23 protein-coding genes are annotated in these 23,389 nt (G+C 54.7%); 4 read left to right on the top strand and 19 right to left on the bottom strand.

What is annotated here, in order from left to right:
• Nucleotides 1-27: 27 nt before the first annotated feature.
• Genes M8Q36_RS18405 through M8Q36_RS18395 form a run of 3 tightly spaced genes read right to left on the bottom strand, consistent with a single transcriptional unit; the run spans nt 28 to nt 3,396 of the window.
• Complete coding sequence (locus tag M8Q36_RS18405; protein WP_249881855.1) at nt 28-1,683, bottom strand: ABC transporter permease; 1,656 nt, start codon at nt 1,681-1,683, stop codon at nt 28-30.
• Nucleotides 1,684-1,729: 46 nt separating this feature from the next.
• Entirely contained in the window at nt 1,730-2,698 is a 969-nt protein-coding gene (locus M8Q36_RS18400; protein WP_045508334.1) for an ABC transporter substrate-binding protein, read from the bottom strand.
• Complete coding sequence (locus tag M8Q36_RS18395) at nt 2,695-3,396, bottom strand: ABC transporter ATP-binding protein (RefSeq protein ID WP_249881854.1); 702 nt, start codon at nt 3,394-3,396, stop codon at nt 2,695-2,697. Before M8Q36_RS18395 ends, M8Q36_RS18400 begins: the two co-directional genes overlap by 4 nt.
• 237 nt (nt 3,397-3,633) lie before the next feature.
• Between M8Q36_RS18395 and M8Q36_RS18390 the strand changes: the two genes are divergently transcribed.
• Both M8Q36_RS18390 and M8Q36_RS18385 read left to right on the top strand, forming a co-directional pair.
• On the top strand, nt 3,634-5,412 hold the full coding sequence (locus tag M8Q36_RS18390) for a diguanylate cyclase (protein WP_249881853.1): 1,779 nt from the start codon (nt 3,634-3,636) through the stop codon (nt 5,410-5,412).
• A gap of 70 nt (nt 5,413-5,482) precedes the next feature.
• Nucleotides 5,483-6,055, top strand: coding sequence for a flavin reductase family protein (locus M8Q36_RS18385; protein WP_249881852.1), 573 nt, complete (start codon nt 5,483-5,485; stop codon nt 6,053-6,055).
• An 8-nt stretch (nt 6,056-6,063) separates the two neighbouring features.
• Here M8Q36_RS18385 and M8Q36_RS18380 read toward each other — a convergent pair whose 3' ends face one another.
• From M8Q36_RS18380 to M8Q36_RS18345, 8 genes are all read right to left on the bottom strand, one after another.
• Nucleotides 6,064-7,002: an alpha/beta hydrolase gene (locus tag M8Q36_RS18380; RefSeq protein ID WP_249881851.1), complete on the bottom strand. Its 939-nt coding sequence runs from the start codon at nt 7,000-7,002 to the stop codon at nt 6,064-6,066.
• 123 nt (nt 7,003-7,125) lie between these two features.
• Nucleotides 7,126-8,082: a cyclase family protein gene (locus M8Q36_RS18375; protein WP_249881850.1), complete on the bottom strand. Its 957-nt coding sequence runs from the start codon at nt 8,080-8,082 to the stop codon at nt 7,126-7,128.
• A 297-nt stretch (nt 8,083-8,379) separates the two neighbouring features.
• Nucleotides 8,380-8,610 carry a tautomerase PptA gene (pptA, locus tag M8Q36_RS18370; RefSeq protein WP_249881849.1) on the bottom strand — a complete coding sequence of 77 codons (231 nt, stop codon included), beginning with the start codon at nt 8,608-8,610 and terminating at the stop codon, nt 8,380-8,382.
• Between the two features lie 71 nt (nt 8,611-8,681).
• Nucleotides 8,682-9,725, bottom strand: coding sequence for an acyltransferase (locus M8Q36_RS18365; RefSeq protein WP_249881848.1), 1,044 nt, complete (start codon nt 9,723-9,725; stop codon nt 8,682-8,684).
• 11 nt (nt 9,726-9,736) lie between these two features.
• Nucleotides 9,737-10,396, bottom strand: a complete 660-nt coding sequence (locus M8Q36_RS18360; RefSeq protein WP_249881847.1) for an SGNH/GDSL hydrolase family protein — start codon at nt 10,394-10,396, stop codon at nt 9,737-9,739.
• Between the two features lie 187 nt (nt 10,397-10,583).
• Nucleotides 10,584-11,204: a glutathione S-transferase family protein gene (locus M8Q36_RS18355; protein WP_249881846.1), complete on the bottom strand. Its 621-nt coding sequence runs from the start codon at nt 11,202-11,204 to the stop codon at nt 10,584-10,586.
• Between the two features lie 33 nt (nt 11,205-11,237).
• Nucleotides 11,238-11,765 (bottom strand): AAA family ATPase, encoded by a 528-nt coding sequence (locus M8Q36_RS18350; RefSeq protein WP_249881845.1) that lies wholly within the window; start codon nt 11,763-11,765, stop codon nt 11,238-11,240.
• Between the two features lie 4 nt (nt 11,766-11,769).
• A complete protein-coding gene (locus M8Q36_RS18345) occupies nt 11,770-12,783 on the bottom strand; it encodes a LacI family DNA-binding transcriptional regulator (protein WP_249881844.1) in 1,014 nt (337 codons plus the stop codon).
• Between the two features lie 322 nt (nt 12,784-13,105).
• Between M8Q36_RS18345 and M8Q36_RS18340 the strand changes: the two genes are divergently transcribed.
• The gene (locus tag M8Q36_RS18340) at nt 13,106-14,302 is read left to right on the top strand and encodes an L-talarate/galactarate dehydratase (protein WP_249881843.1); all 1,197 of its coding nucleotides are present in this window, start codon (nt 13,106-13,108) and stop codon (nt 14,300-14,302) included.
• A 77-nt stretch (nt 14,303-14,379) separates the two neighbouring features.
• The gene (locus M8Q36_RS18335; RefSeq protein ID WP_249881842.1) at nt 14,380-15,690 is read left to right on the top strand and encodes an MFS transporter; all 1,311 of its coding nucleotides are present in this window, start codon (nt 14,380-14,382) and stop codon (nt 15,688-15,690) included.
• A 67-nt stretch (nt 15,691-15,757) separates the two neighbouring features.
• Here M8Q36_RS18335 and M8Q36_RS18330 read toward each other — a convergent pair whose 3' ends face one another.
• The 8 genes from M8Q36_RS18330 to M8Q36_RS18300 form a co-directional block, all read right to left on the bottom strand.
• Nucleotides 15,758-16,651 carry a transporter substrate-binding domain-containing protein gene (locus tag M8Q36_RS18330; RefSeq protein ID WP_249881841.1) on the bottom strand — a complete coding sequence of 298 codons (894 nt, stop codon included), beginning with the start codon at nt 16,649-16,651 and terminating at the stop codon, nt 15,758-15,760.
• A 9-nt stretch (nt 16,652-16,660) separates the two neighbouring features.
• Nucleotides 16,661-17,434: an amino acid ABC transporter ATP-binding protein gene (locus M8Q36_RS18325; protein ID WP_131410267.1), complete on the bottom strand. Its 774-nt coding sequence runs from the start codon at nt 17,432-17,434 to the stop codon at nt 16,661-16,663.
• On the bottom strand, nt 17,418-18,341 hold the full coding sequence (locus M8Q36_RS18320; RefSeq protein ID WP_249881840.1) for an amino acid ABC transporter permease: 924 nt from the start codon (nt 18,339-18,341) through the stop codon (nt 17,418-17,420). The genes M8Q36_RS18325 and M8Q36_RS18320 overlap by 17 nt, the downstream gene beginning before the upstream one ends.
• A gap of 9 nt (nt 18,342-18,350) precedes the next feature.
• The gene (locus M8Q36_RS18315) at nt 18,351-18,860 is read right to left on the bottom strand and encodes a GNAT family N-acetyltransferase (RefSeq protein ID WP_249881839.1); all 510 of its coding nucleotides are present in this window, start codon (nt 18,858-18,860) and stop codon (nt 18,351-18,353) included.
• Between the two features lie 10 nt (nt 18,861-18,870).
• Nucleotides 18,871-19,803 carry an ABC transporter substrate-binding protein gene (locus M8Q36_RS25615; protein ID WP_502825479.1) on the bottom strand — a complete coding sequence of 311 codons (933 nt, stop codon included), beginning with the start codon at nt 19,801-19,803 and terminating at the stop codon, nt 18,871-18,873.
• 14 nt (nt 19,804-19,817) lie between these two features.
• Nucleotides 19,818-21,134: an LLM class flavin-dependent oxidoreductase gene (locus M8Q36_RS25610; protein ID WP_502825478.1), complete on the bottom strand. Its 1,317-nt coding sequence runs from the start codon at nt 21,132-21,134 to the stop codon at nt 19,818-19,820.
• A gap of 65 nt (nt 21,135-21,199) precedes the next feature.
• Nucleotides 21,200-22,321, bottom strand: a complete 1,122-nt coding sequence (locus M8Q36_RS18305; RefSeq protein WP_249881838.1) for an amidohydrolase — start codon at nt 22,319-22,321, stop codon at nt 21,200-21,202.
• Nucleotides 22,318-23,334: an MsnO8 family LLM class oxidoreductase gene (locus M8Q36_RS18300; protein ID WP_249881837.1), complete on the bottom strand. Its 1,017-nt coding sequence runs from the start codon at nt 23,332-23,334 to the stop codon at nt 22,318-22,320. Before M8Q36_RS18300 ends, M8Q36_RS18305 begins: the two co-directional genes overlap by 4 nt.
• Nucleotides 23,335-23,389: the final 55 nt, after the last annotated feature.

Raw genomic sequence — 23,389 nt, 5'->3', positions numbered from 1 at the left:
CTTTACCGTCGATTTCGTGCCCTCGATTTATCCCTTTGTGCTGCGCTGCATAATGCCGAGCGCGGTGAGCATCAATACCAGCCCGGTGAGCAGCGTCAGTGTCGCCATCGCCATCCCCTGACCTACTGAGCCTTGCTCGAATTGCCGCCAGATAAATACCGCCACGGTTTGTGTACCTGCCGGCGCCAGCAACAGCGAGGTGACCAGCTCGCGCGAGGCAATGGCGAACACCATTAACATGGAAGCGAGCATCGCCGGGAAAATCAGCGGCAGTACAATCAGCCGCAGCGCCTGAAACGCGCTGGCACCGTGAACCCGCGCGGCAGGCTCCAGGTTACCACCCAACTGGCGCATAGCGCTGCCGATATAACGCACCGGCCACGGCAGCAGCAGGCAACAGTAAGAGATAAGCAAAATTGCCCAGCTGTTATAGGGCGAAACCGGCCAGAAGCTGCGGTTCCACAGCAAAATCAACCCAACGCCAACCACCACGCCGGGCAGCGCGGCTGGCATCAGCGATAACGCATCAATTACCGAGCGCCCTTTTATCTTCTGCATCACCACCAGCCAGGCGGCGCACAAGCCCAGCGCGCCGGTAATCAGCGCCGCGCCGAATGCCAGCGACAAACTGGTGCCCAGCGCGGGTAGCGCATCACCGCGCTGTTCGAACAGCGCCGCAAAATGTTTCACCGTGAGATTATCCAGCGACACGCCGCCGGAAAGCGTGGCGCTGAAGCCGGTGAACGCCATCGACAATCCCGGTAGCACCACGGCGAGAAAACCGACTGCCGCCATCACCAGCAGCACCGGTAAAGTGGCAAAGCCGAGCTTCGCCCCGACAAGCTCGGTCGGTTTCCCGGATACGCTGGTGACATCTTTATCGCCGGTTAGTTTGCGCTGCAACCACCATCCACATAGCGCGATAGCAATCAACACTACCGACAGCAGCGACGCGCCGGGCAAATCGATCGGCCAGTCGGCCAGTTTCTCTTCGATACCGACGGTCAGCATCACCACGCCGGAACGGGTGCCCAGTGCGGCGGGCACACCATACTCTTCTACCGCCAGCGTGAACGCCAGCAACATACCTGCCGCCAGCGCCGGAGAAAGTAACGGCAGCGTGATATGGCAAAAAGCGCGCCACGGCGTGGCGCCATGAACGCGGGCGACTTGTGCCAGGCGCTGCCCGCTGGCGAGCAAACTGCGCGATACGGCAAAGTACACCACCGGGAAGATATTCAGCGTCATCACCAGGATGATGCCGCTCTTGCTAAACAGCAGATTGTTGAGATCCAGCCCGGTGAGCTGCATCAGGTAGCCCTGGGTTTGCAGCACCAGCATCCACGACAGCGCGGCAATATAGGGCGGGGTTAAGAACGGAATCAAAAACAGCAGATCCCACAGTTTCGGGCACGGTAAATCAAGTAAGCCGCGCGCGACGCCGAGCGGCAAGCCAATCAGCGCGCTGCAAAGTGCCACACCGCAGGCAATTTGCAGTGTGCCACCGAACATGGCGGGCAGTTGCGGCTCGGCCAGTAATGTAGGGATGGCGGAAAAAGCGCCGCCAAACTCGCCCGCGCTAAAATGCGGAAATACCGCCTGCAAGAGAATAAACAGCAGCGGCAGCGCGACCAGTATCAGCAGCAGCGCCAGCGTTGCTTGCGCAATTAATCTTTGGTTCACAACGGGTATCCTGAAAGCGGGGTTGCCCCCGCAAAGATCGAAAGGATTACTGAGCAAAGAGCGCGTTAAAGCGCTTCAGAACCTCGCCACGTTCACTGGTGCCGCTGCTCTGGGTTGGCAGTACTTTCAGTTCGGTAAACAGCGGGCGTTTCGCTTCCACGTCCGTGCGGGCAGGCATCAGCCACGCGTCGGCGACCATTTTTTGCCCTTCCGGCGACAGCACATAATCGATAAACGCTTTAGCGTCATCGGCGTGTTGGGTGGTTTTGAGGATCATCATCGGGCGCGGCGCGATAACGGTGCCGCTGGCCGGGAAGATCACTTTCAGCGATTCGCCCTGCGCGATATTGCCATAGGTGACATAGTCGACCGCGCCAAACACCGCCGCTTTCGCCCCTTGCATCACCGGCGTTACCGCCTGGGCGTTCGGGCCGCTCACCACCATGCCGTTCTTTTTCAGCGCCCCGAACAACTGCCATGCGCGGTCGCCCATGCCATTTTGCAGACCGATCAGCAGATCAAGCGAGGCGCCGGAAAGTGACGGATCCGGCGTAGTCACTTTGTCTTTAAAGTCAGGAGATGTCAGATCGTTCCACTCTTTCGGCTCCGGGGTGCCGCTCTTGGTGTTCCAGACAATCCCCAGCGCGGAGATGCCCTGCGCCACATAGTCAGCGCTTTTCAGTGTCTGCGGGACATTTTGGGCATTGGCACTGGTAAACGGCAGCAACCAGCCGCGATGATGCAGATCTTCGGCGGTATCCCACGAGGCAGAAATCAGAATGTCGGCCTGCGGATTGGCCTGCTCGGCTTCGAGTCGCGCCATCACTTTGCCGGTGGTGGCCTGGAAAATATTCACTTTAACACCGGTTTTTTGCTCAAAGCCGCTGGCCAGGCTTTTTGCCAGCGAGCCAGGACCTGCGGTGTAAACAGTCAGCGCGTGCGCGCTGGAGATCATCATCGACGACAGCACCATGGCTAAAGCGACTCCTTTTTTCACGGACAGTAAGGCTTTCATGCAATTTCCCCTGAGGTTGAAGTAACGGTTCGTACAGATTCAACGGTCCCGGACGCTAAATGCACAATGCGATCGGCAAGTAGCTGTGCTTCGCGGTGGTCATGAGTGACATACACGGCGGTGGTGCCGAGCTGGCGCAGCAGTCGTGCCATCTCAAGACATAAGGATTCGCGCAGCGCGGTGTCGAGATTGGAGAGCGGCTCGTCGAACAACAAGACGCCCGGCTCGGCGACAATGGCGCGCGCCAGCGCAACGCGCTGTTGCTGCCCGCCGGAAAGGCCTGCGGGTTTACGCCCGGCAAATTCCGCCAGCCCAACCCTTTCCAGCGCCTGCGATACGCGCAGTTCGCGCTCTGCGCGCGGTACGTTGCGCATTTTCAGCGGGAAAGCGACGTTTTGCGCCACGCTCATATGCGGCCACAGCGCGTAATCCTGAAATACCATGCCGATGTCTCGCGCCTCCGGCGGCAGCGTCCAGCCTGCTTTCGCCACCAGGCGATCGCCAAACCAGATCTCACCTTCCGCCGGTTCACTCAGCCCCGCCAGCAAGCGCAACAACGTGCTTTTGCCGCAGCCAGACGGGCCGAGCAGCGCCACAATGCTGCCAGGTTGAATATGTAAATCGATGTGATTAAGAACGGTATGTGCGCCAAAGGCGTAGGAAACGCCTTGTAAGCGGATGTCTGTGAATGCGCTCATCCACGCCCTCCCGTAACAGAAAGCCGTGACGTTCCCGTGGTCTTCATCCGACGGGGCGCATCCACCTGCACAAAAGTCAGGGGAGCAAACATATTGTTATCCTCTTTGGGATTTGATTGCGGCTGACTATAGGCAGCGAATATGACGAAGAAATGACGTCAATATTGCGCATTGATTTTTAACTGAATGTCTAAACTGATAGGCATATTCCCGCACTCAAGTCGAAAAGGATCCCCCGTGCGCATCGCGACGATCACCAATTTTGCTTATACCGCGACCGTGGTATTAACGCTGACCTCCGGCGTGGCGCTGTTTATGGCGTCGAATGCGGAACGTGCTGAGCGTGACGCCGTGGCGCAAAACCGTGTTTTCGATGCGTTGACGGACGATCTGGAAAAAGAGGCTTATGCGCTGAGTGAACTGGCGCGTGAAGCGGTGATCAAAAAGCAGCCGGAAGTGATTCAAAGCTGGAAAACCCGCCAGCAGCAGGATGTTGACCTGGAAAATCATCTGGTTGCCCTGCGTGACCGTGGCGCTTCCGATGAAGAGCTACTGATCCTGCGCGATGGGCTGTCGACGCTGGATCAGCTGGAAGATGAGCAGCGCATCGCCATTGCCGATATTGACGCCGGGAAAACGGACGAGGCGATGAATCTTTTGTATAGCGCCAGCTATGAAGAGCGGCTTTCCGAAGCGGAGTACCGTTTCGCCCACTTCCGCAGCTTGTCGGATCAGCGTGTCCAGAGCGCGATAAGCGAAGCAACTGACCGCTCTTTACGCTTGCGCACGTTGTCCGAAATTATGGTCGGGCTGACGGCGCTGCTGTTCCTGTTTGTGCTTGGTTTTATTATCAAACACCGTATTTTGCGCCCGGTGGTGACGTTAAGCGATGTGGTTAACCGCCTGGCGACTCAGGATTACAATGTGGAAGCGCCTGTGCTGGCGCAGGTGGATGAGATTGGCGATATGGCGCAGGCCATTCGCATATTTCGCGAAAACGGCCTGACCCGCCAGCGGCTGGAACAGGAGCGTGATGCGGAGTGGGCCACGCGTACCTTACTGGCGCGAATGACGCAGCGTCTGCAGGGGTGTGATTCCCATAGCGCGATTTTTCGCGTGGTCAGCCGCTTTGCACCGCAAATCATCCCCGATATGGGCGGCCGGTTGTTTGTACTCAATTCCCGCACTAAGCGCATGAAATGCGTGGCGCGCTGGGGTTTGCCGCCGGGCGAAGACGCCCCCTTCCCGGCTGAACACTGCTGGGCGTTAAAACGTGGGCAGTTGCATAGCCCGGCGAAAGGCGGCGTTGACATGCCGTGCGAACATATTCAGCCCGAAATTGCCTCCCGCGCGATTTGTGTGCCGCTTAATGCGCAGAATAAAAGCATTGGTTTGCTCACCTTCGATAACTACACGCCGGGCAAAGAGCCACCCTATATCTACCTGGAACTGCTGGCAGAAACGCTGGCGCTGGCGCTGGCAAACCAGATCCTGCGCGATACGCTGACGGAACGCGCCATGCATGATTCGTTGACCGGCCTGTTCAACCGCCACAGCCTGGATGAGACGCTGCGCAACATGCTCGACCAGGCGATGGTGGAAGGCACGACGCTGAGCTGTTTGATGGTCGACGTGGATTATTTCAAGAAGCTCAACGACCAGTACGGCCACGACGCGGGTGACAAAGTGCTGCGCGAGTTGTCGCGGTTGATTACCGAAACGCTGGATGACAACAGTGTTGCGTTCCGCTATGGCGGTGAAGAGTTCCTGCTTGTTCTGCCGGGCGCGGATGAAGTGCAGGCGAAAAAAGTGGCTGAGACGCTGCTGCATAATGTCCTCAATCACCACATGTTGTATGAGTCACAGGATATTGGCCCGGTGTCGGTTTCTATTGGGCTGGCGACCTGGCCGCGCCACGCGCGCGCCGATAATCTGGTGCGGGCAGCCGACCTGGCGCTCTACCTGGCGAAAGAACAAGGCCGCGGCCAGATTGTGGTGGCCAGGAGTACCGGATAATGCGCCATGCCTTGATTTTGCCGCCTGTTCGGCCATTTAATGGCAGAAACGTTTGCACAGAGGAACCGCTATGAGCTATTTCCGCCCGGTGGCGTTAGAACATGCCTGCCGCCTGCTAAACCACGGTCCGACCATTCTGATTACCAGCCGCGATGAGCAGATTGACCGGCGCAATGTGATGGCGGCCGCGTGGTCGATGCCGGTTGAATTCTCTCCGCCGCGAATTGCAATAGTGGTGGATAAAAGCGCCTGGTCGCGCGAGCTAATTGAACGCAGCGGTATGTTTGGCATTGTGGTGCCCGGCGTTGCGGCAACCAACTGGAGTTACGCGGTCGGCAGCGTCACCGGGCGCGATGAAGATAAGTTTAATTGCTATGGCATTCCCGCTTTTGCCGGGCCGGTGCTCGGCTTGCCGGTTATCGAAGAGAAATGCCTGGCGTGGATGGAGTGTCGTTTGCTCCCGCCGACCGCCGCGCAGGAAAAATATGACACGCTGTTTGGCGAAGTGGTTTCCGCCGCCGCCGATGAACGGGCGTTTATCAACGGGCGCTGGCACTTTGATGACGATAAGCTGAACACTATTCATCACCTTGGCGGCGGCACATTTGTCACCAGCGGCAAGTGCATCACCGCTGGCGAGTAACGAAGCATTTACTCCGGCAGTGCCTCGATCCAGTTCATCGTCAGTTCTGGCCAGATCGCTGCCGGTAGGTGTTTCACACCGCGTACGCCAAACCCATGCTGCCCTTTACTGAACAGATGCAATTCGGTGAGCACGTTATTCGCATGCAGCGCGTTGAACATCACCAGCGAGTTGGCAACCGGTACGGAGGGATCGTCCACGGCATGCAGCAAAAATGTCGGTGGGGTTTGCGCGGTGATATTCTGTTCCGGCGAGTAGTGTTTGATCTGCTCCGCCGTTGGCGTTTCACCAATCAGCGCTTTTCGCGAGCCGGCGTGGGCAATCGCCTGATCCATTGAAATCACCGGATAACCCAACACCACAAAATCTGGTCGCGCGTGCTGGTTATCAATGTTGTCCACCGGCGTGTAAACCTTCTCGTCGTAACGCGTTTCCAGGCTTGCCGCAACGTGTCCGCCCGCAGAAAAACCCATCACACCGATTTTTTTCGCATTGAGATGGCGTGATTCCGCCTGCGCGCGCAAGGTACGCAACGCACGTTGTGCATCCGCCAGCGGTGCGTCTGAACCTTCGGCGTGGCCATCTTCCGGCATGCGGTAGGTCATTACAAATAAGGTGTAACCGCGCGCATTGAATGGCGCGGCTAAATCACTGCCCTCTTTATCCAGCACCACGCGTTTATAGGAACCACCAGGGATCACGAGGATGGCGATACCGTTGGTTTTTTGCGGTTTATAAACGGTGATTTGCGGCGCGCGGATGCCGGTCACAGCGCGGTCGGGAAGCGCAGGATCTTTACTGCGTTCGGTTAACACGAAACTGACCGGGCTATTTTTGGCGCCTGGCGCATCGCCCTGCGGCCAGATGGGAAAACTCTCTGGAGCGGCAAATGAAGGGTGCGAAAAAAGGAGCAGCGCGAAGGTCAGTGAACTGAGTTTCCGGAACATAATTATCTCCATGTCAAAGATGCTTATGTACCATTAACCCGGTAAATGAAATTCGAGCCGCTCCACAGAACAACGTTTTACTAAAAATGAAAAACACTTCAGGGTAGCGCTAACAACAAACAACTAATAAATCGCCACAGGGTTGATGTTGACCTGTGTTGAACCGGTGTACAGCGGTTGGCCCAGGACAAACAAGAATTCCCAAACTTGCTTGCCGACCAGTGGACGTGTATCGATCAACTCCAGGTTATAGATCCCCCGTTTTGCTAACAGATATTGATTGATTGGGAATTCCTCCTTAGTTGCCGGGTTTGGATACACTTCAGACGCCCAGGTATCGCCGCCAAACGCGACGATCTGCTGATCCGCCAGCCATTTTGCTGCTTCCATGCCAATACCAGGCTCCTTTTCCAGAAACTGTTTATTGTCTTTACCAACAAGTTCCAGCCATCCTGTGTTAAATAAAACGATATCGCCTTTCTTTAAGGTTAATCCCTGGTTTTTTAATACCGACTGAATATCCTTGACACTAAACTCTGTGCCGCCGGGAACAATCTTTTGTTTATAATAAGTGGTCATATCTAACACCACGCCTCGCGTTACCATCGGCGGGACTTTTTCAATGCCTAATTTTTTAACGCCATCAATAGTGACGAAATCTGCCGCTTTATTGCCGTTGTAATAGATATTATTAATGCCGATATGGCCGATGCCGTTTAATTGTGTGCCCACGCCTGTCCATGCGTTGACCAGTTCATCGTTAAAGGTGAATTTATTCGGCCCAAGTGTTTTCCCATCCTGCTGGCCGGGCTGAATATTGTAGAGATGAAAACTGCGGTGGCGAAACGCCGGGAAATCCTTATCAATTGGTACCGCCAGCGGCACCACAACGCCCTGTTTTACAAGGTGAACGGCTTGTAAAACCACCTCGGGCGTAAGCAAGTTCGCGGCACCTATTTCGTCATTTGCACCATAAATTGAGGGATACCAGTTTTGTGATTCCGCCGCGGGTTCTGTGGCTTGCAACGGCAGCGCTGCAAACAGGGGCAATAATAATATGAAAGAACGGGATGGCTTCATGAAAGACGTTCCTTGTTTAATATGCCGCTGGCGAAATTAATCGAATCAGCGCTTTCCGTGATAATTATATTGCTCTGGTTATTAACCTGAGCGAGATAATAAAAACTCTAGAGTTGTATTTAAGATCGCGCAAATATGAATTTTCTGAAAGAAAAAATAATGAAAAAACTGATGCGCTTACATGCATAATCAGATTGCTGCGTATTATATATTCCGGTCGATAGTTCAAACTAACAACAGTATTTTTTACCTATTGATAAAAAAAAGCCCACGCAACAGGCGCAGGCGGCAGGAAATCTACAGTGAATAGCCAGGCTTCTTGATAAGCGTGTCGATATGCGGCGCAATCTCGGTGTCCCACACCTGCGCTTTCCAGTCGTCCGGCGTGACTTCGTTAAGGGCAACGCTGACAGCGCTATCTTTGCTGTTCAAATGACGAATAATCACCTCGGCGATATCGCTCGCCAGTGCGTTTTTTTGCTCCTCGGTAAGATCGCGGGGAAAACATTTGATATCAACGTGCGGCATTGCAAACTCCTTGTTTTGTAAAGAGAGTGACAGTAGCACAAGTTACTGCTCATTGCGCCGCATTCAGGTTATCAAAGTGTGACAATTCTGGCAGTTATCTTTGACCTTTTTAGCAGCGCACAAAGGCCGTAAGCCAGGATAAAAGCCAGCAAGGAATAAGCAATGATATAAAGATAACTGTCCGCCCTCGGGATGATTCTCAACAGCTTTTCATGAATAAACGCGCTGTGTACTTCCACCACAAAGATGTTGTGTACAAGGTAGATCCCTAACACACTGTCACTCACATTACTCACCCAGCGCGGCAAGGTGTTAATATTCAGATTAACCACAAATAAAAACAAACCGACTGATGTGATAAGTAATAATAGGTTATAAAACTTACCATAAAAGATGGCGATTCCCGCACTGGACGAAATAAACGCCAATATTAACAATGCGATAATTGCCAGCACTAACGTCATAATATGCGCAGTGGAGAATGGCCTGAAGATTGGTTTAACCAGCCCGAGGTACCCGCCAATTAAAAAACAGATCAGTCCTTCGGGTTGAAAAGGAATGAGTAAGTTAAATGCAAATAGTGAGAAATGGAAACTGGCTTCAGTCCATGCATTGATTAATGTCAGATTGGCGATAATCACCATTAACACAATCACTTTCAGAATTTCATTCGCGCGTTCTTTCTTAAAAGCATGTCGCATTAAGGGCGTAAAAATATATAACGGAATAATGGCAAATATAAACCAGAGTGGTGTTGCTTCCGTGGTGGCTTTGCTGACATTCAGGTAATTAAAAAGATCTATTTCCGGCATGTCGGTAAATCGACTTATCCACCAGGTGTCATAGGCGTAATAAAAAAGTAACCAGAAAATCAATACGCCAATGATGCTTTTAATCTTGGCAATGACATAGTTCGCTTGATTCTCGTGTTTGTTATTTAATAAAAAATAGCCGCTACAGATAAAAAACAGGGCAACACCAGATAGCCCCGCCTGTCTGAAAAAGCACAACACGACATCGCTTTCGTCGCGATTGAGAAAAAACAACGTCACGTGCGCCTGGATGACAAGAAAGATGGCGAGTATCTTCAGAAGGTCGATGGAAGCAATTCTCATAGCCACCTCTCCTACAGCGATAAGATGAAGTGCGTAATCTTAGTTGCCAGCCTTTCCATGCCTAATTTTGAAGGGTGCAAACCATCGGAAATCACGCCAGTGGTATTACTGGTCATAATATCCATATTAAGTTCGTTAAAGCCGGAGTTCTTTTGCAGGTCGAGATAAGGTATGGAATATTCCTCACACTTTTCTCTGCTAGCGTTACAATAATCGGCCAGATAATATCCTTTGGCATTTTTTTGCCCATGACCACGCGCAATTGAAACGGGTGTCGTAACAACAAACCCTACTCTGGCCAACGGATATTTTTTTATGACGCCGGTAAGCAGTAGATCCATTGCGCCATAAAAGGTTAATGACGTTTTATCGTTTCTGTCGCCTATTTCGGTGCCGCCTTCCGAACCGAAGTTAAAACCGAAATCATTGCCACCACCCCAGATAGTAATAAGGTCAGGATCTTCCCCCATGGTTTTATAGCGTAAGCAGATAGCGGAATTATCATGCTCATTTTTTTGTGCGATACAGGTTCCACCAATACCGTAGTTTGTCCAGTGTGTCAGCCCTAAATTCTCTGCAACGATTGGTTGATACCATCCTCGTTCTGTTATGCTGTCGCCAAGTGTAAACCATGAACCACCTTTCAAATACGAATGAATATATTCCATCATTTTCACCCTGTTAAATTACTATTCCGATTTTGCTGTAAAGATGCAATATTTGTCGACTACGAAAATTCGCCAAATGTTGTCTCATATAAGCGGGGCGATTTCAAATTATTTTTTCTCGCCCTCTGTTTATATACCGCTTCAACTTATACGAGATGCTAAGAATATTAAAATAATCCGAAATTACGGGTTAACGGATAATTTCATTATTTCGCAGCACGGTTTGCAATTGCGGTAACTGGCATACCGCATCGGCGATGGCGGTAATATTTGGCGCGTGCTCGGCAAACCATGCATGACGCGGCCCCCATGTGCGCATAACGCAAAGATAAATATCCAGCAGCGTCAGTTGTTGGCCAAAAGCATAAGGTGCTGCCTGCAATTGCGTGTCGAGCCACAAATAGAGCGATTTACGATACTTCTGGCAATTTTCTACCAGTTGATCCGGCGCATCCGCAGCCCAGCGTTCCGGGTAATCGGCGTAGGTAAAAGTGGGATAGACATTCGCGACGAGCCACACCAACAGCCGCCAGAATTGCTGGCGTTGCGCGGTACCGGCGGCGGGAGCGAAATCCGGGCGCTGGTCGAGGATCATCAGCGCTACGGCGGCGGATTCCGTCATCACGCTGCCATCATCCAGTTGCAGGGTTGGCACCTGGCACAGCGGGTTTAATTTTCGCAGGGTATCCTGCTGTGGACCGGGTTTGTCGAAGCCATCGACATTGACGAAGTGATAAGGGATATCTGCCAGCGTCAGCATCACTTCGCTGATGGCCGATCCCCAGCCGGGAACACCATAAACCGTAATCATAAGGGCTCCTTATGTTCTGGATGAGCCTTAAGCTTAGGTCAGACTGGCGAGAAATTCGTCAACTTGTTGAGGCGTGGTAAGACGGACAAAGCGCAAATGCTGATAACGCGGATCGGCCATATCCCGCGCATAACGTTCACGGTTTTGGCGCCAGGTCTTTAGCGACCAGAGAATGATCGACTCGCGGCTCAAAAAAGCACGACGCAGACTTTCGCGATTACCCGTTCCCGGCCATAACTCCTGGTCACTTCTGGCGCGCGCAATGGCGCGCAGCGTCACCTGGCGCAACGTGCGCCAGAAGCCGTAATCGACCCACACCACCAGATCAACGTGCCGCCATTTAATGTCACGGCTACGGTTATAGTTGCCATCGAGCACCCAGCCGGGTTGTTCCAGCAGTTTTTCCAGGCGCGAATACAACTCCTCATCCGGCGTCCCCTGCCAGTTGGGACGCCAGTAAAGCAGATCCATTTCGATATAAGGCACATTGAGCTGGCTGGCCAGACGTTTCGCCAGCGTCGATTTTCCGCTGCCGCTGGTGCCAATAACGTTAATTCTCATGAGATCACGCTGATTCCCGTTCAATAAAGTGAAAACCGATATCCACGATCTCCTCCCCGGAACTTGTCCCTTCGATACGCTCCATTAGCAGGGTTGCCGCGCGCTGGCCAATGATTTGCCTGTCGACGCTCACCGTGGTGATGGCGGGATTATTCCCGGCAGCGAAATCGAGATCGCCAAAACCAATAACCGCCACATCCTGCGGTACGCGCAGGCCACGCGCTTGCGCTTCAACAATGGCCCCCTGCGCCAGCGTGTCGGAGCTGCAAACAATCACGTCGGACTCACCCAGCGCCAGTAACTGTGACAACCCTTCGCGCCCTGAGGTAAACCGTGCCGGCAGCGCCACATCCACACTGAGCGGATCGGTAATGCCATGACGCGCCAGCGCTTCACACAGCCCTGCTTTACGTTGCGAGGCGCGCTTATCAACCGTCCATAGCAACCCCGGGCGACGATACCCTTTGCGCAGCAGATATTCTGCGGTAGCTTGTCCCACTTTTTCATGCGAAAAACCGACCAGCATATCCAGCGGTGTGGGCGTTAAATCCCAGATTTCCACTACCGGCACACTGGCATTGAGGATCACTTTTTTTAGATCGGTTGAGTGATGAATACCGGTCAGCACAATGCCATCCGGGCGGCGCGACAACAGCGCTGCGACCAGCTCCGCTTCGGTTTGCTGGGTATAACCGGCGACGCACAGCAGCATATGGTAACCGCGCTTAGCCAGTTCATCACTGATGGCCTGGATCGTATCGACAAACATATTGTTGTTGATCTGCGGTACGACCACGGCAATTAATTTGCTGCGCCGCGATGCCAGGCCCCCTGCCAGCGCATTCGGGATATAGCCTGTTGCTTTAACGGCGGCGAGCACTTTTTCCACCGTTTTCGGGCGTACCAGTTGCGGCGTGTTAAGCGCCCTACTTACAGTCATTGAGGAAAGCCCCGCAGCACGGGCAACATCTTCCAGCGTGGGTGCGCGCGGCGGCACAGGACGGGCGGTTTTCGACATGTTCACTCACAGAGAACCAGACGGTTATTGGCTATTAATAATTCGTGTTTTTGTATTATACCCTTTTCTCCTTTCATTACCTGTCTCCCCTCATAAATCAGTGAGTTAACTCGCATATCACACACATAATGTTATCGCTACCATTTTTAGGTGTAACGAGACACCATCAGAGAAAAAATGTGATTACCGTAGCAATAAGCCCCCTTTTTAGCGCTGGGTTTGTGATCGGTTGTACAAAATCTCCTCCTTTAGCTGGTGATTATTTTTTTGTCGATCTACAAATGTTAGCGCAAACATTATTGTTGTTCACAGGAGCAAAACCATGACCGTAAGTGCTAATTCTGATGCCGTAACCTACGCCCGCGCGTCCGGTGTCAAAACCGCGGCTGAAACCGGCGACCGCATCGAGTGGGTAAAACTTTCCCTCGCCTTTTTACCGCTGGCGACGCCGGTAAGTGATGCGAAAGTGCTGACCGGGCGGCAAAAACCGCTGACCGAAGTGGCGATTATTATTGCCGAAATCCGCAGCCGCGACGGTTTTGAAGGCGTCGGTTTTAGCTATTCCAAACGCGCCGGCGGCCAGGGGATTTACGCCCATGCTAAAGAGATTGCCGATAACTTGCTCGGCGAAGATCCGAACGATATCGACAAGATCTACACCAAGCTATTGTGGGCAGGTGCCTCCGTTGGGCGCAGCGGCATGGCGGTGCAGGCCATCTCTCCTATCGATATAGCGCTGTGGGATATGAAGGCCAAACGCGCCGGTTTGCCGCTGGCGAAGTTGCTCGGCGCGCATCGCGACTCCGTGCAGTGCTACAACACCTCGGGCGGTTTCCTGCATACGCCGCTGGATCAGGTGTTGAAAAACGTCATTATCTCGCGTGAAAACGGCATCGGCGGTATCAAAATCAAAGTCGGTCAGCCGGACACCAAAGAGGACATTCGCCGCCTTACCGCCGTGCGCGAAGCGCTGGGCGATGACTTCCCGCTGATGGTGGATGCCAACCAGCAATGGGATCGCGAAACGGCGATTCGTATGGGACGCCAGATGGAGAAATTTAACCTTATCTGGATTGAAGAACCGCTCGATGCCTACGATGTTGAAGGCCACGCCCAGCTCGCTGCGGCGCTGGATACGCCGATCGCCACCGGCGAGATGCTCACCGGTTTTCGCGAACACGAACAACTGATCCTCGGTAACGCCAGTGATTTTGTGCAACCAGACGCACCGCGCGTTGGCGGCATCTCGCCGTTCCTGAAAATCATGGATCTGGCGGCTAAGCACAACCGCAAACTGGCACCGCATTTTGCCATGGAAGTGCACTTGCACCTTTCCGCCGCCTACCCGCTGGAGCCGTGGCTGGAGCATTTCGAATGGCTGAATCCGTTGTTTAACGAACAACTTGAACTGCGCGATGGCCGGATGTACGTCTCCGACCGCCACGGTCTGGGCTTCACGCTGAGCGAACAGGCGCGCGCCTGGACTCAGCAAAGCTGCGAATTCGGCAAACGCCCATAATCATCGATTCCGGACGGGAGGCTCCTTCCGTCTTTTTGTACCCTACACCGACATTCAACCCTGTTAAAGGAGTTGTGATGAATACAATAATTAAACGCACCAATGTGCGTTACAGCATTCTGTTATTTTTATTTCTTGCTACGGTATTTAATTATGCCGACCGCGCGACACTTTCCGTTGTCGCGCCAATTATGAGTAAAGAGTTAGGTTTTGATCCTGAAGCACTGGGCCTCGCATTTTCCGTATTTGGCATCTCTTATGTGGTAATGCAAATTCCCGGCGGCTGGCTGCTGGATAAATATGGTTCGCGGTTAGTTTATGGTGTGGCGCTAATTGGCTGGTCTGTCGTCACGATGTTTCAGGGTACGATTTATCTCTATGCCAGCCCGCTCATTGTGTTAGTCGTGCTGCGCCTGATGATGGGTGCTATTGAAGCGCCTGCCTTCCCGGCCAACAGCCGTCTTAGCGTGCAATGGTTTCCTAATAAAGAGCGCGGTTTTGTGACGGCGGTTTACCAGGCCGCGCAATATATATCATTAGGTATTATCACCCCGCTGATGACGATTATTTTGCACACGCTTAGCTGGCATTATGTTTTCTATTATATTGGCGCGATTGGCGTAGTGCTGGGGATATTCTGGTTAATTAAAGTTCGTGATCCATTATCCCATAAAGAGATTAACCAACAGGAAATTGATTATATTCGCAATGGCGGTGGCGAACCGGAATTAGGCAGTAAAAAAGGACCAGCGAAAATCAGTCTCGCGCAAATAAAAAGTGTCTGCGTGAATCGCATGATGATCGGCGTTTATATTGGTCAGTTCTGCGTGACCTCGATTACCTGGTTTTTTCTCACCTGGTTTCCCACCTATCTATATCAGGCCAAAGGGATGTCGATTTTAAAAGTGGGCTTTGTCGCCAGTATTCCGGCTATCGCCGGGTTTATCGGTGGCCTGCTGGGCGGCGTGGTATCCGACTGGCTGCTGACGCGCGGCTACAGCCTGACCACCGCGCGTAAATTCCCGGTTATCTGCGGCATGCTGCTCTCCTGCGTGATTGTGCTTGCCAATTACACCGATTCCGAAGTGGTGGTGATTGCCGCCATGAGCGTGGCGTTCTTCGCCAAAGGTTTTGGCAATCTTGGCTGGTGCGTACTCAGCGATACGTCGCCAAAAGAGGTGCTGGGGATAGCCGGTGGCGTGTTCAATATGTGCGGCAACCTGGCGAGTATTGTTACACCGCTGGTGATTGGCGTGATCCTCGCCAATACCCATTCCTTCGATTACGCGATCCTCTATGTCGGCTCAATGGGGCTGATTGGTCTCTTCTCGTATCTGTTTATTGTTGGTTCGCTGGAGCGAATTACGCTTACGCCGACCACAGCCTGAAACTGGCGACTCGGGTTCGCCACGCTGTTCCGCAAGCTGTACTCCCGGCGGAACAGCGTTTTTTGGTTTAATCGTAAGTGATCCCCGGCGGGTTAACTTGCGAACGTTCAACCGCTTCCCCCTGCTCTCCCCAGCGCGCCAGCACCTGTTGATATTCTCCGCGCGCGATGGCGCCATCCAGCGCCGCCTGCAAAGCATACACCAGGCCGTTACCTTTTTTGGTGGTGGTCGCCACCCACGCTTTTTTCGGCCCCAGGCCGACGACTTTCGTGTTGCCGTTAAGCGCCGCTTTATAGGCCGCGACAGATTGCGGGCCAAACACCACATCCGCTCGCCCGGACTGAATATACAAATTCCCCGATGCGTCATCTGTCAGATAAATCGGCTGCGCTAACGGGCGACCGGCGGCCTGGTTCTCTTCATTCCAGCGCAGCAAAATGCGCTCCTGATTGGTGCCGGAACCGACAATCACTTTGCGCCCGGCGAGATCGCCTGCGGAGCGGATGGCCTGAATTGCACTGGAGGATTTCACCGAAAACGCCAGCGAATCCGCGCGGTATGTGGCAAAGTCAAACTTCCGTTTGCGCGCTTCGGTAACCGCGATATTCACCAGCGCGACATCATAACGCCCGGAAGTAATGCCCAGCGGCCAGTCTTCCCATGCGGTTGGCACCAGTTTGAGCTTTAAACCGAGGCTTTGCGCCAGTAAGCGGGCGATATCCGGATCGCTACCGATGCGTGTACGATTATCACTGGCGACCAGCGCCAGTGGCGGTGAGTTAAGCGCTGAGATCGCCACGGTTAATGTCCCCGGTTCGACAAAGCGATAATCCGCCGGGATTTTCGCGATCGCCGCGTCGTTGCGCTGCACGGTGATCGGCTGTTCATTAGCCTTTAAATCAAGCTGCCCGGCGGCGAAACTGCCCGCGCTGACCAGCAGCAGCGCCAGTAATCCTTTCATGGTGGCTCCTTATAAGACCTTCGATAAAAACTGGCGCGTGCGCGGATGCTGCGGGTGATTCAGCACCTCGTCACTGCTTCCCTGTTCAACAATTTTGCCATCGACCATAAACACCACCTGGTCGGCGACTTCGCGCGCAAAGCCGATTTCATGCGTCACCACCACCAGCGTGGAACCGGCGCGCGCCAGCTTTTTGATCACATCCAGCACTTCGCCCACCAGTTCCGGATCCAGCGCCGATGTCGGCTCATCAAACAACATCACACGCGGGCGCAGCGAAAGCGCGCGGGCAATGGCGATGCGCTGCTGCTGTCCACCGGAAAGATGGCGCGACCAGGCATCGGCTTTATTACGCAATCCCACCACATCCAGCAGATCGTATGCCTGATCGATGGCCTCTTTACGGCTCAACTTTTTGTGCGCAATCGGCGCTTCAATCAGGTTTTCCAGCACCGTCAGATGCGGGAATAAATTGAAATTCTGAAACACATACCCGACGTTGACGCGCTGGCGCAAAATCTCCTTTTCTTTCAGCTCATACAGCTTGTCGCCGTGCAGGCGATAACCGATGTATTCGCCATCAATGCGTATAAACCCTTCATCCACGCGCTCAAGATGATTAATGGTGCGCAGCAGCGTCGATTTCCCGGAGCCCGATGGCCCGAGGATCACCGTGACAGAACCGGGCGGGATCTCCAGCGACACCTCATCCAGCGCTTTATGGCGACCAAAATATTTGCTGACGCCGGTAATCGAAATATGACCATTAAGAGAGGTTGGCATGAACAGCCTCCTGCGGTTGCGCCACGCGGGCGGTGGAATAGGAACGAACCCGCGAGGGTGAAATCGCTGAACGCCGTTCGCTGCGCGCCAGCCAGCGTTCAACCAGATACTGAATGGCCGACAGTACGCTGGTGATCACCAGATACCACACCGCACCCACCATCAGCAGCGGGATAACCTCCTGCGTGCGGTTGTAAATCATCTGAATGGTGTAAAACAGCTCCGGCATCGCCAGCACATAAACCATCGCCGTGCCTTTGGCGAGGCTGATTATCTCGTTAAAACCGGACGGCAAAATCGTGCGCAGCGCCTGCGGCAGAATAATGCGCAGCGTGCGCCGCCAGGCGGGTAACCCCAGCGCGGCCGCCGCTTCGTACTGCCCGTGATCGACCCCAAGAAAGCCGCCGCGAATAATCTCGGCGGTATAGGCACTTTGCACCAGCGTCAACCCGACAACCGCCGTGGAAAACTGCCCCAGTACATTGATGGTTTGATAGCTCGCCCACTCAATTCCGGTAAACGGAATGCCGAGCGATAAGGTGTCGTACAGATAGGAGAAGTTATAAAGAATGATCAGCACCACAATCAGCGGCAGCGAGCGAAACAGCCAGATATAACTCCACGCAAGACTACTCAGTAGCCACGACGACGAAAGCCTGGCTAGCGCCAGTAAACCGCCGAAAATCACGCTCAGCGCCGTGCCGAGCAAGGTCAGCAACAGCGTCTGCCCTAACCCTTCGAGGATCACCGGGTCGAAAAACCAACGGGCAAACACTGTCCATTCCCAGCGCGGGTTAAACGCCACGGACTGAACGATCGCCGCCAGCACAAACAGGGCGACAAGTGCGCCGACCGTACGCAGTGGGTAGCGCGCGGGCACCACCTTGATGGTTTCTGTATTCTTCATGGTCGCTCCTCAGGCGGTTTTGCTTAAACACTCAACCGACAACGCTTTGCTAAAGCGCAGCCGACCGTCGAACGGCGGCTGGCTGTACTCTTCCGGATCGCGATGGATATCAAACTGCGGCTGATAGCCCTGGCTCAGATACAGGCGCACCGCTTCCGGCTGGCGAAAACCGGTGGTCAGGTAGATGTGGCTGTAACCGGCCAGTACCGCGCGCCGCTCCAGCTCCTGCACGATTCTGGCCGCCAGCCCTTGCTTACGCAGTTCATGCTTCGTCCAGATGCGTTTGATCTCCGCCGTATGGGTATCAAACGGTTTGTAGGCGCCGGTCGCGATAATTTCTCCCTCACGCTCCAGCACAATAAACAGCCCCTGCGGCGCTAAATACCACTCGGTGAGTTCCACTTCGGCGCTGCGGGAAAAATAGTCGCCATAGCGGGCAGCGTATTCGCCAAACAGCCCGTCTAAAATCGGCTGCAATTCCGGTGCGTCTGGCGAGACATCGCGGAAACGTTCACTCATGACTGCCTCCTTAATCGCCAAGCCCCGCCGGATTCACCTCCGACGCCGGAATACGCTCGACGCCCTCGCCCCAGCGATTGAGCACCTTGTCGTAGTCGCCGGTTTTGATCGCGCCATTGAGCGCCGTTTGCACCGGTTCAACCAGCCCGCTGCCTTTACGCAGGGTGACCGCGATATGCGCCGCTTTCGGCCAGCCGCCGTCCACGCTGCCAACCAGTTTGGTTTTGCCGGTCAGCGCCGCTTTCCATGCGCCAATGACGTTCGGGCCAAAGTAAGCGTCGGCGCGGCCTGATTGCAGCGCCAGCGTCTGAGCGGCGTCATCTTTGGTGTAGACCGGCGTAAAAGGTTTCAGCCCCTTTTTCACGTTTTCGGCGTTCCACGCCAGCAGGATCGCCTCCTGGTTCGTGCCGGAGCCGACAATAATGCGCAGCCCGGCAATGTCTTCCGCTTTCTCAATCGATGTCAGCGGACTGGTGGATTTGACGTAAAAACCGAGGGAATCCTTGCGGTAAGTGGCGAAGTCGAATTTCGCTTTGCGCTCTTTGGTGACGGTAATATTGCTGATCGCGGCATCATATTTGCCGGAAGTGACGCCGAGCGGCCAGTCCTCCCACGATGTCGGCACCACGTTCAGCTCCAGGCCTAAGCTGCTGGCCACCAGGCGAGCGATGTCCACTTCGCTGCCGAGCAGAGTTTTATTGTCATCCGCAAAGACCGTCAGCGGCGGCGAGTTGAGCGCTGCCACGGCGACGGTCAGTTTTCCCGGCACGACAAAGTGGTAATCCTTCGGCAACTGCGCAATGGCTTGCACGTTTTTCGCGGTGGTGATCGGCGTTTTGTTGGCTTCCAGACTCACGCCCGTCCCGTTGATATTGACGTCTTCGGCCCAGGCCAGTGGTGTCAGGGCCAGCATTGCCGCCAGCAATAGCGATGTTTTCTGCATAGCGTTTTCTTCTTTTATTGATGTGAGGAAGGATGAACAGGCAGCGGTAAACCTAAACTCTCGCGCAGCGTCGTGCCGGGGTATTCCGTGCGAAACAGGCCGCGAGCCTGCAGCAACGGCACCACTTTTTCGACAAAGCGCGGGAACGTATCCGGCGTCCCGCCCTGGATGATAAAGCCGTCGGCGGCGTAGCTTTCGAACCACTGTTGCAGGCCATCGGCCACTTGCTGCGCCGTGCCGGAAAAGCGTGGGCGCGGCGAGGCGCTCTCCAGCGCCACCTGGCGCAGCGTTAACTGACGCTCGCGCGCATTACGCTTGATCTCATCAGTGGTGCTGCGAAAACTGTTTTGCCCCAAATCGCCGATATCCGGGAACGGCTCGTCGAGCGGGTACTGGCTGAAGTCATGGTGTTCGAAATAGCGCCCGAGGTAGTTCAGCGCATCCGTAATGGAGACCAGCGCGGCGGTGGTCTGGTACTGCTGTTCAGCATCTTCTTCGCTGTCGCCGACAATCACGCTGACGCCCTGGAAAATATGCAGGTCATCATGGCGGCGGCCATATTTTTCCAGCTGATTTTTCACATCGCGATAAAACGCTTTAGCTTCATCAAGTGTCTCCTGATGCGTAAAAATGGCGTCGGCGTGACGGGCGGCCAGTTGTTTTCCATCATCTGAGGCACCAGCCTGGAAAATAATCGGTCGCCCCTGCGGTGTGCGACCAATATTAAGCGGCCCGGCAACCTGGAAAAAATCACCGTGGTGATTCAGCGGGTGTAACTTTGTGGCGTCAAAGAATTGTCCGGTCGCTTTATTGCGCACAAACGCATCCTCTTCCCAGGAGTTCCATAACCCTTTCACCACATCGAGATATTCATCGGCAATGCGGTAACGTAAGGCGTGATCCGGGTGCTGCGCGCGGGAGAAGTTTTTCGCCGAGCCTTCCAGCGGCGAGGTCACCACGTTCCAGCCCGCACGGCCATTGCTCAGATGATCAAGGCTTGCGAACTGGCGCGCGACGGTAAATGGCTCGCTGTAGGAGGTGGAAAGTGTGCCCACCAGACCGAGGTGCGAAGTCACGCTGGCGAGCGCGGATAATACTGTAATGGGTTCAAAACGATTTAAAAAATGCGGGATCGATTTTTCGTTGATATATAAGCCGTCGGCGACAAAGAGAAAGTCCAGTTTTCCCTGTTCAGCAATACGCGCGGTGTCCTGCACGAAGCCAAAATTAATGCTGGCATCGGCGAGCGCCGCCGGATGTCGCCACGCGGACATATTTCCCGACGCGCCATGTAATATGGTGCCAAGCCGCAGTTGTCGTGCTGTAGACATAATCGATCCTCATATTCAGGCAACAGGTGGCCCGGAGCGTGCGCCCCAGGCAGACAAATTTCACATCAGGATTGCAGCAGTGCTTTTTCTGCCAGCAGCGCGAAATAACGCGCCGCCTCTTCGATTAACGCTTCATCGGGGTTAAACGCCGGGTGGTGCAGGCCGTAATCGCTGTCGCTGCCGATGCTGACAAACGCGCCGGGAATATGCTGCAAATAGACGGCGAAATCCTCGCCCCCCATGTGCAGATCCGCCTCCTGTGTCTGGTAACCGTGCCAGTCGGCAACATCTCGGGCGAAGGTTGCCCAGCGATCGTGATTGACCAGCGCGGCAGGTCCTGCAAACCAGCGCACCGTGATATTAGCGTCAAACGCCTGCGCCAGACCGGCGGCAATATCGTCAACGCGGCGTTTCACCGTGTCGCGCACCGCCGTCTGGTGAGTACGCAACGTGCCTTCCAGCTCGACATGTTCCGGCAGCACATTCCACGTATTGCCCCCCTGAATGCGGGTGACGCTCAACACCACCGACTCCAGCGTATTGACGTTACGGCTGGCAATGCTTTGCAGCGCGACCACCAGTTGGCTGGCGAGCAAAATGGCGTCGTTACCTTCGTGCGGGCGTGCGGCGTGCGCGCCTTTGCCGGTGACGGTCAGCGAAAAACGATCCACATTGGCGTAAAACGCGCCGCCGCGTGTGGCAAACGATCCGACCGGTAAGCCGGGTTCGTTATGCATGCCAAAGATGGCGCTAACGTTGTCCAGTGCGCCGGCGTCGATTAGCCGTTTTGCGCCGCCAAAATTCTCTTCTGCGGGCTGGAACAGAATGCGCACTCGGCCGGTTAGTTGTGGCTCCTTCTGTTTCAGCAGCAGCGCCGCGCCGAGCATAACGCTGGAGTGAATATCATGCCCGCAGGCGTGCATGACGCCAGGGTTGCGCGAGGCAAACGGCACGTCGACCGCTTCTTCTATCGGTAAGGCATCGATATCGGCGCGCAGGGCGATCACTTTTTCGCCGCTGCCCACTTCCGCAACCACGCCTGTCGGCAGGCTTAACGGCAGCAATCTCAGCCCGGCGCTCTCCAGCCAGTGGCGAATGCGCCGGGTGGTTTCAAACTCCTGCAACGACAACTCCGGGTGCTGGTGTAACTCGCGTCGCCAGTCGATCAGTTGTTCCGCAAAGCTCATCCCGCCACCTCCTGTGTTGCTTTGGCGTTTGCGTGAGCCTGCGCCAGCCGCAATATGGAGGTCAGCCGCGCGCTGCCTTCGCTGATCGGCGTATCGATAATAAATTCATCAATGGCGAACTGCTGATGCAGTTGATCCAGCCCCGCCAGAACCATCTCTGCCGTTCCGGCGATCAATGACGGTTCGCGTTTTGCGATACGCACCGCCGGGCTGCCTGCCTGGCGGGCAAACGCCTGACCTTGTGCCTCGCTGGCGACGCTCACGCGCTGGCCGTTTGCCAGCTCGACGCCCCAGACTTCAACCTGCTGCGCCAGCGTATTCGCCTGCGCTTCGGTTTCCGCGACGATCACCTGCACGGCAACCAGGGTGTCGCGCTGGCTCTGCTGCTGCCACTGTGTGACAACGTCACGCAAAAGAGCTTTGTCACCGTTGAGATGGGCGGCAAAAACGAAATTCCAGCCCAGTTTTGCCGCAAGCGCCGCGCTTTCGAGGCTTGCGCCAAGCAGAAAACCGTCCGCACGCTGCGGTGGCAGCGGCGTAGCCAGAACGGTTTCTTCCGCGTGGTCATCTTTTGACAGGGATAACCAGTTATCCAGTTGCGCCAGTTGATCGGCAAAACTGCCCTTTTCGGCGCTGTTTATTCCCTGCTGAAGTGCGCGGGTGGAGAGCGGCAAGCCGCCGGGGGCTTTGCCGACGCCAAGATCAATGCGCCCTGGCGCAAGGGTTGCCAGCAGGTTGAAGTTTTCTGCGACTTTGAACGGGCTGTAATGTTGCAGCATCACCCCGCCGGAACCGACGCGAATTCGCCGCGTTTGCCCCAGTATCCAGGCGATAACCAGCTCCGGCGATGGGCTGGCCAACTGGGTGGTGTTGTGATGTTCGGCAATCCAGAAGCGGTGATAGCCCCAGTTTTCCGCCTGCTGCGCCAGTTGCAGCGTGCGGGCCAGGGCGTCCTGTGCGGTTTCATGCTCCGCGATGGGGCTTTTATCCAGCAAACTCAGGCGATAAGACATGCAATAGACTCGCGTTAGAGGAGATAACCCCATTAATAGGGCGACGCGCGCATGC

This window comes from Kosakonia sp. R1.Fl (assembly GCF_023516815.1).
Taxonomy (GTDB): domain Bacteria; phylum Pseudomonadota; class Gammaproteobacteria; order Enterobacterales; family Enterobacteriaceae; genus Kosakonia.
Note: the sequence above shows the minus strand (reverse complement) of the source record. Positions and strands in the feature narration are given on the sequence as shown.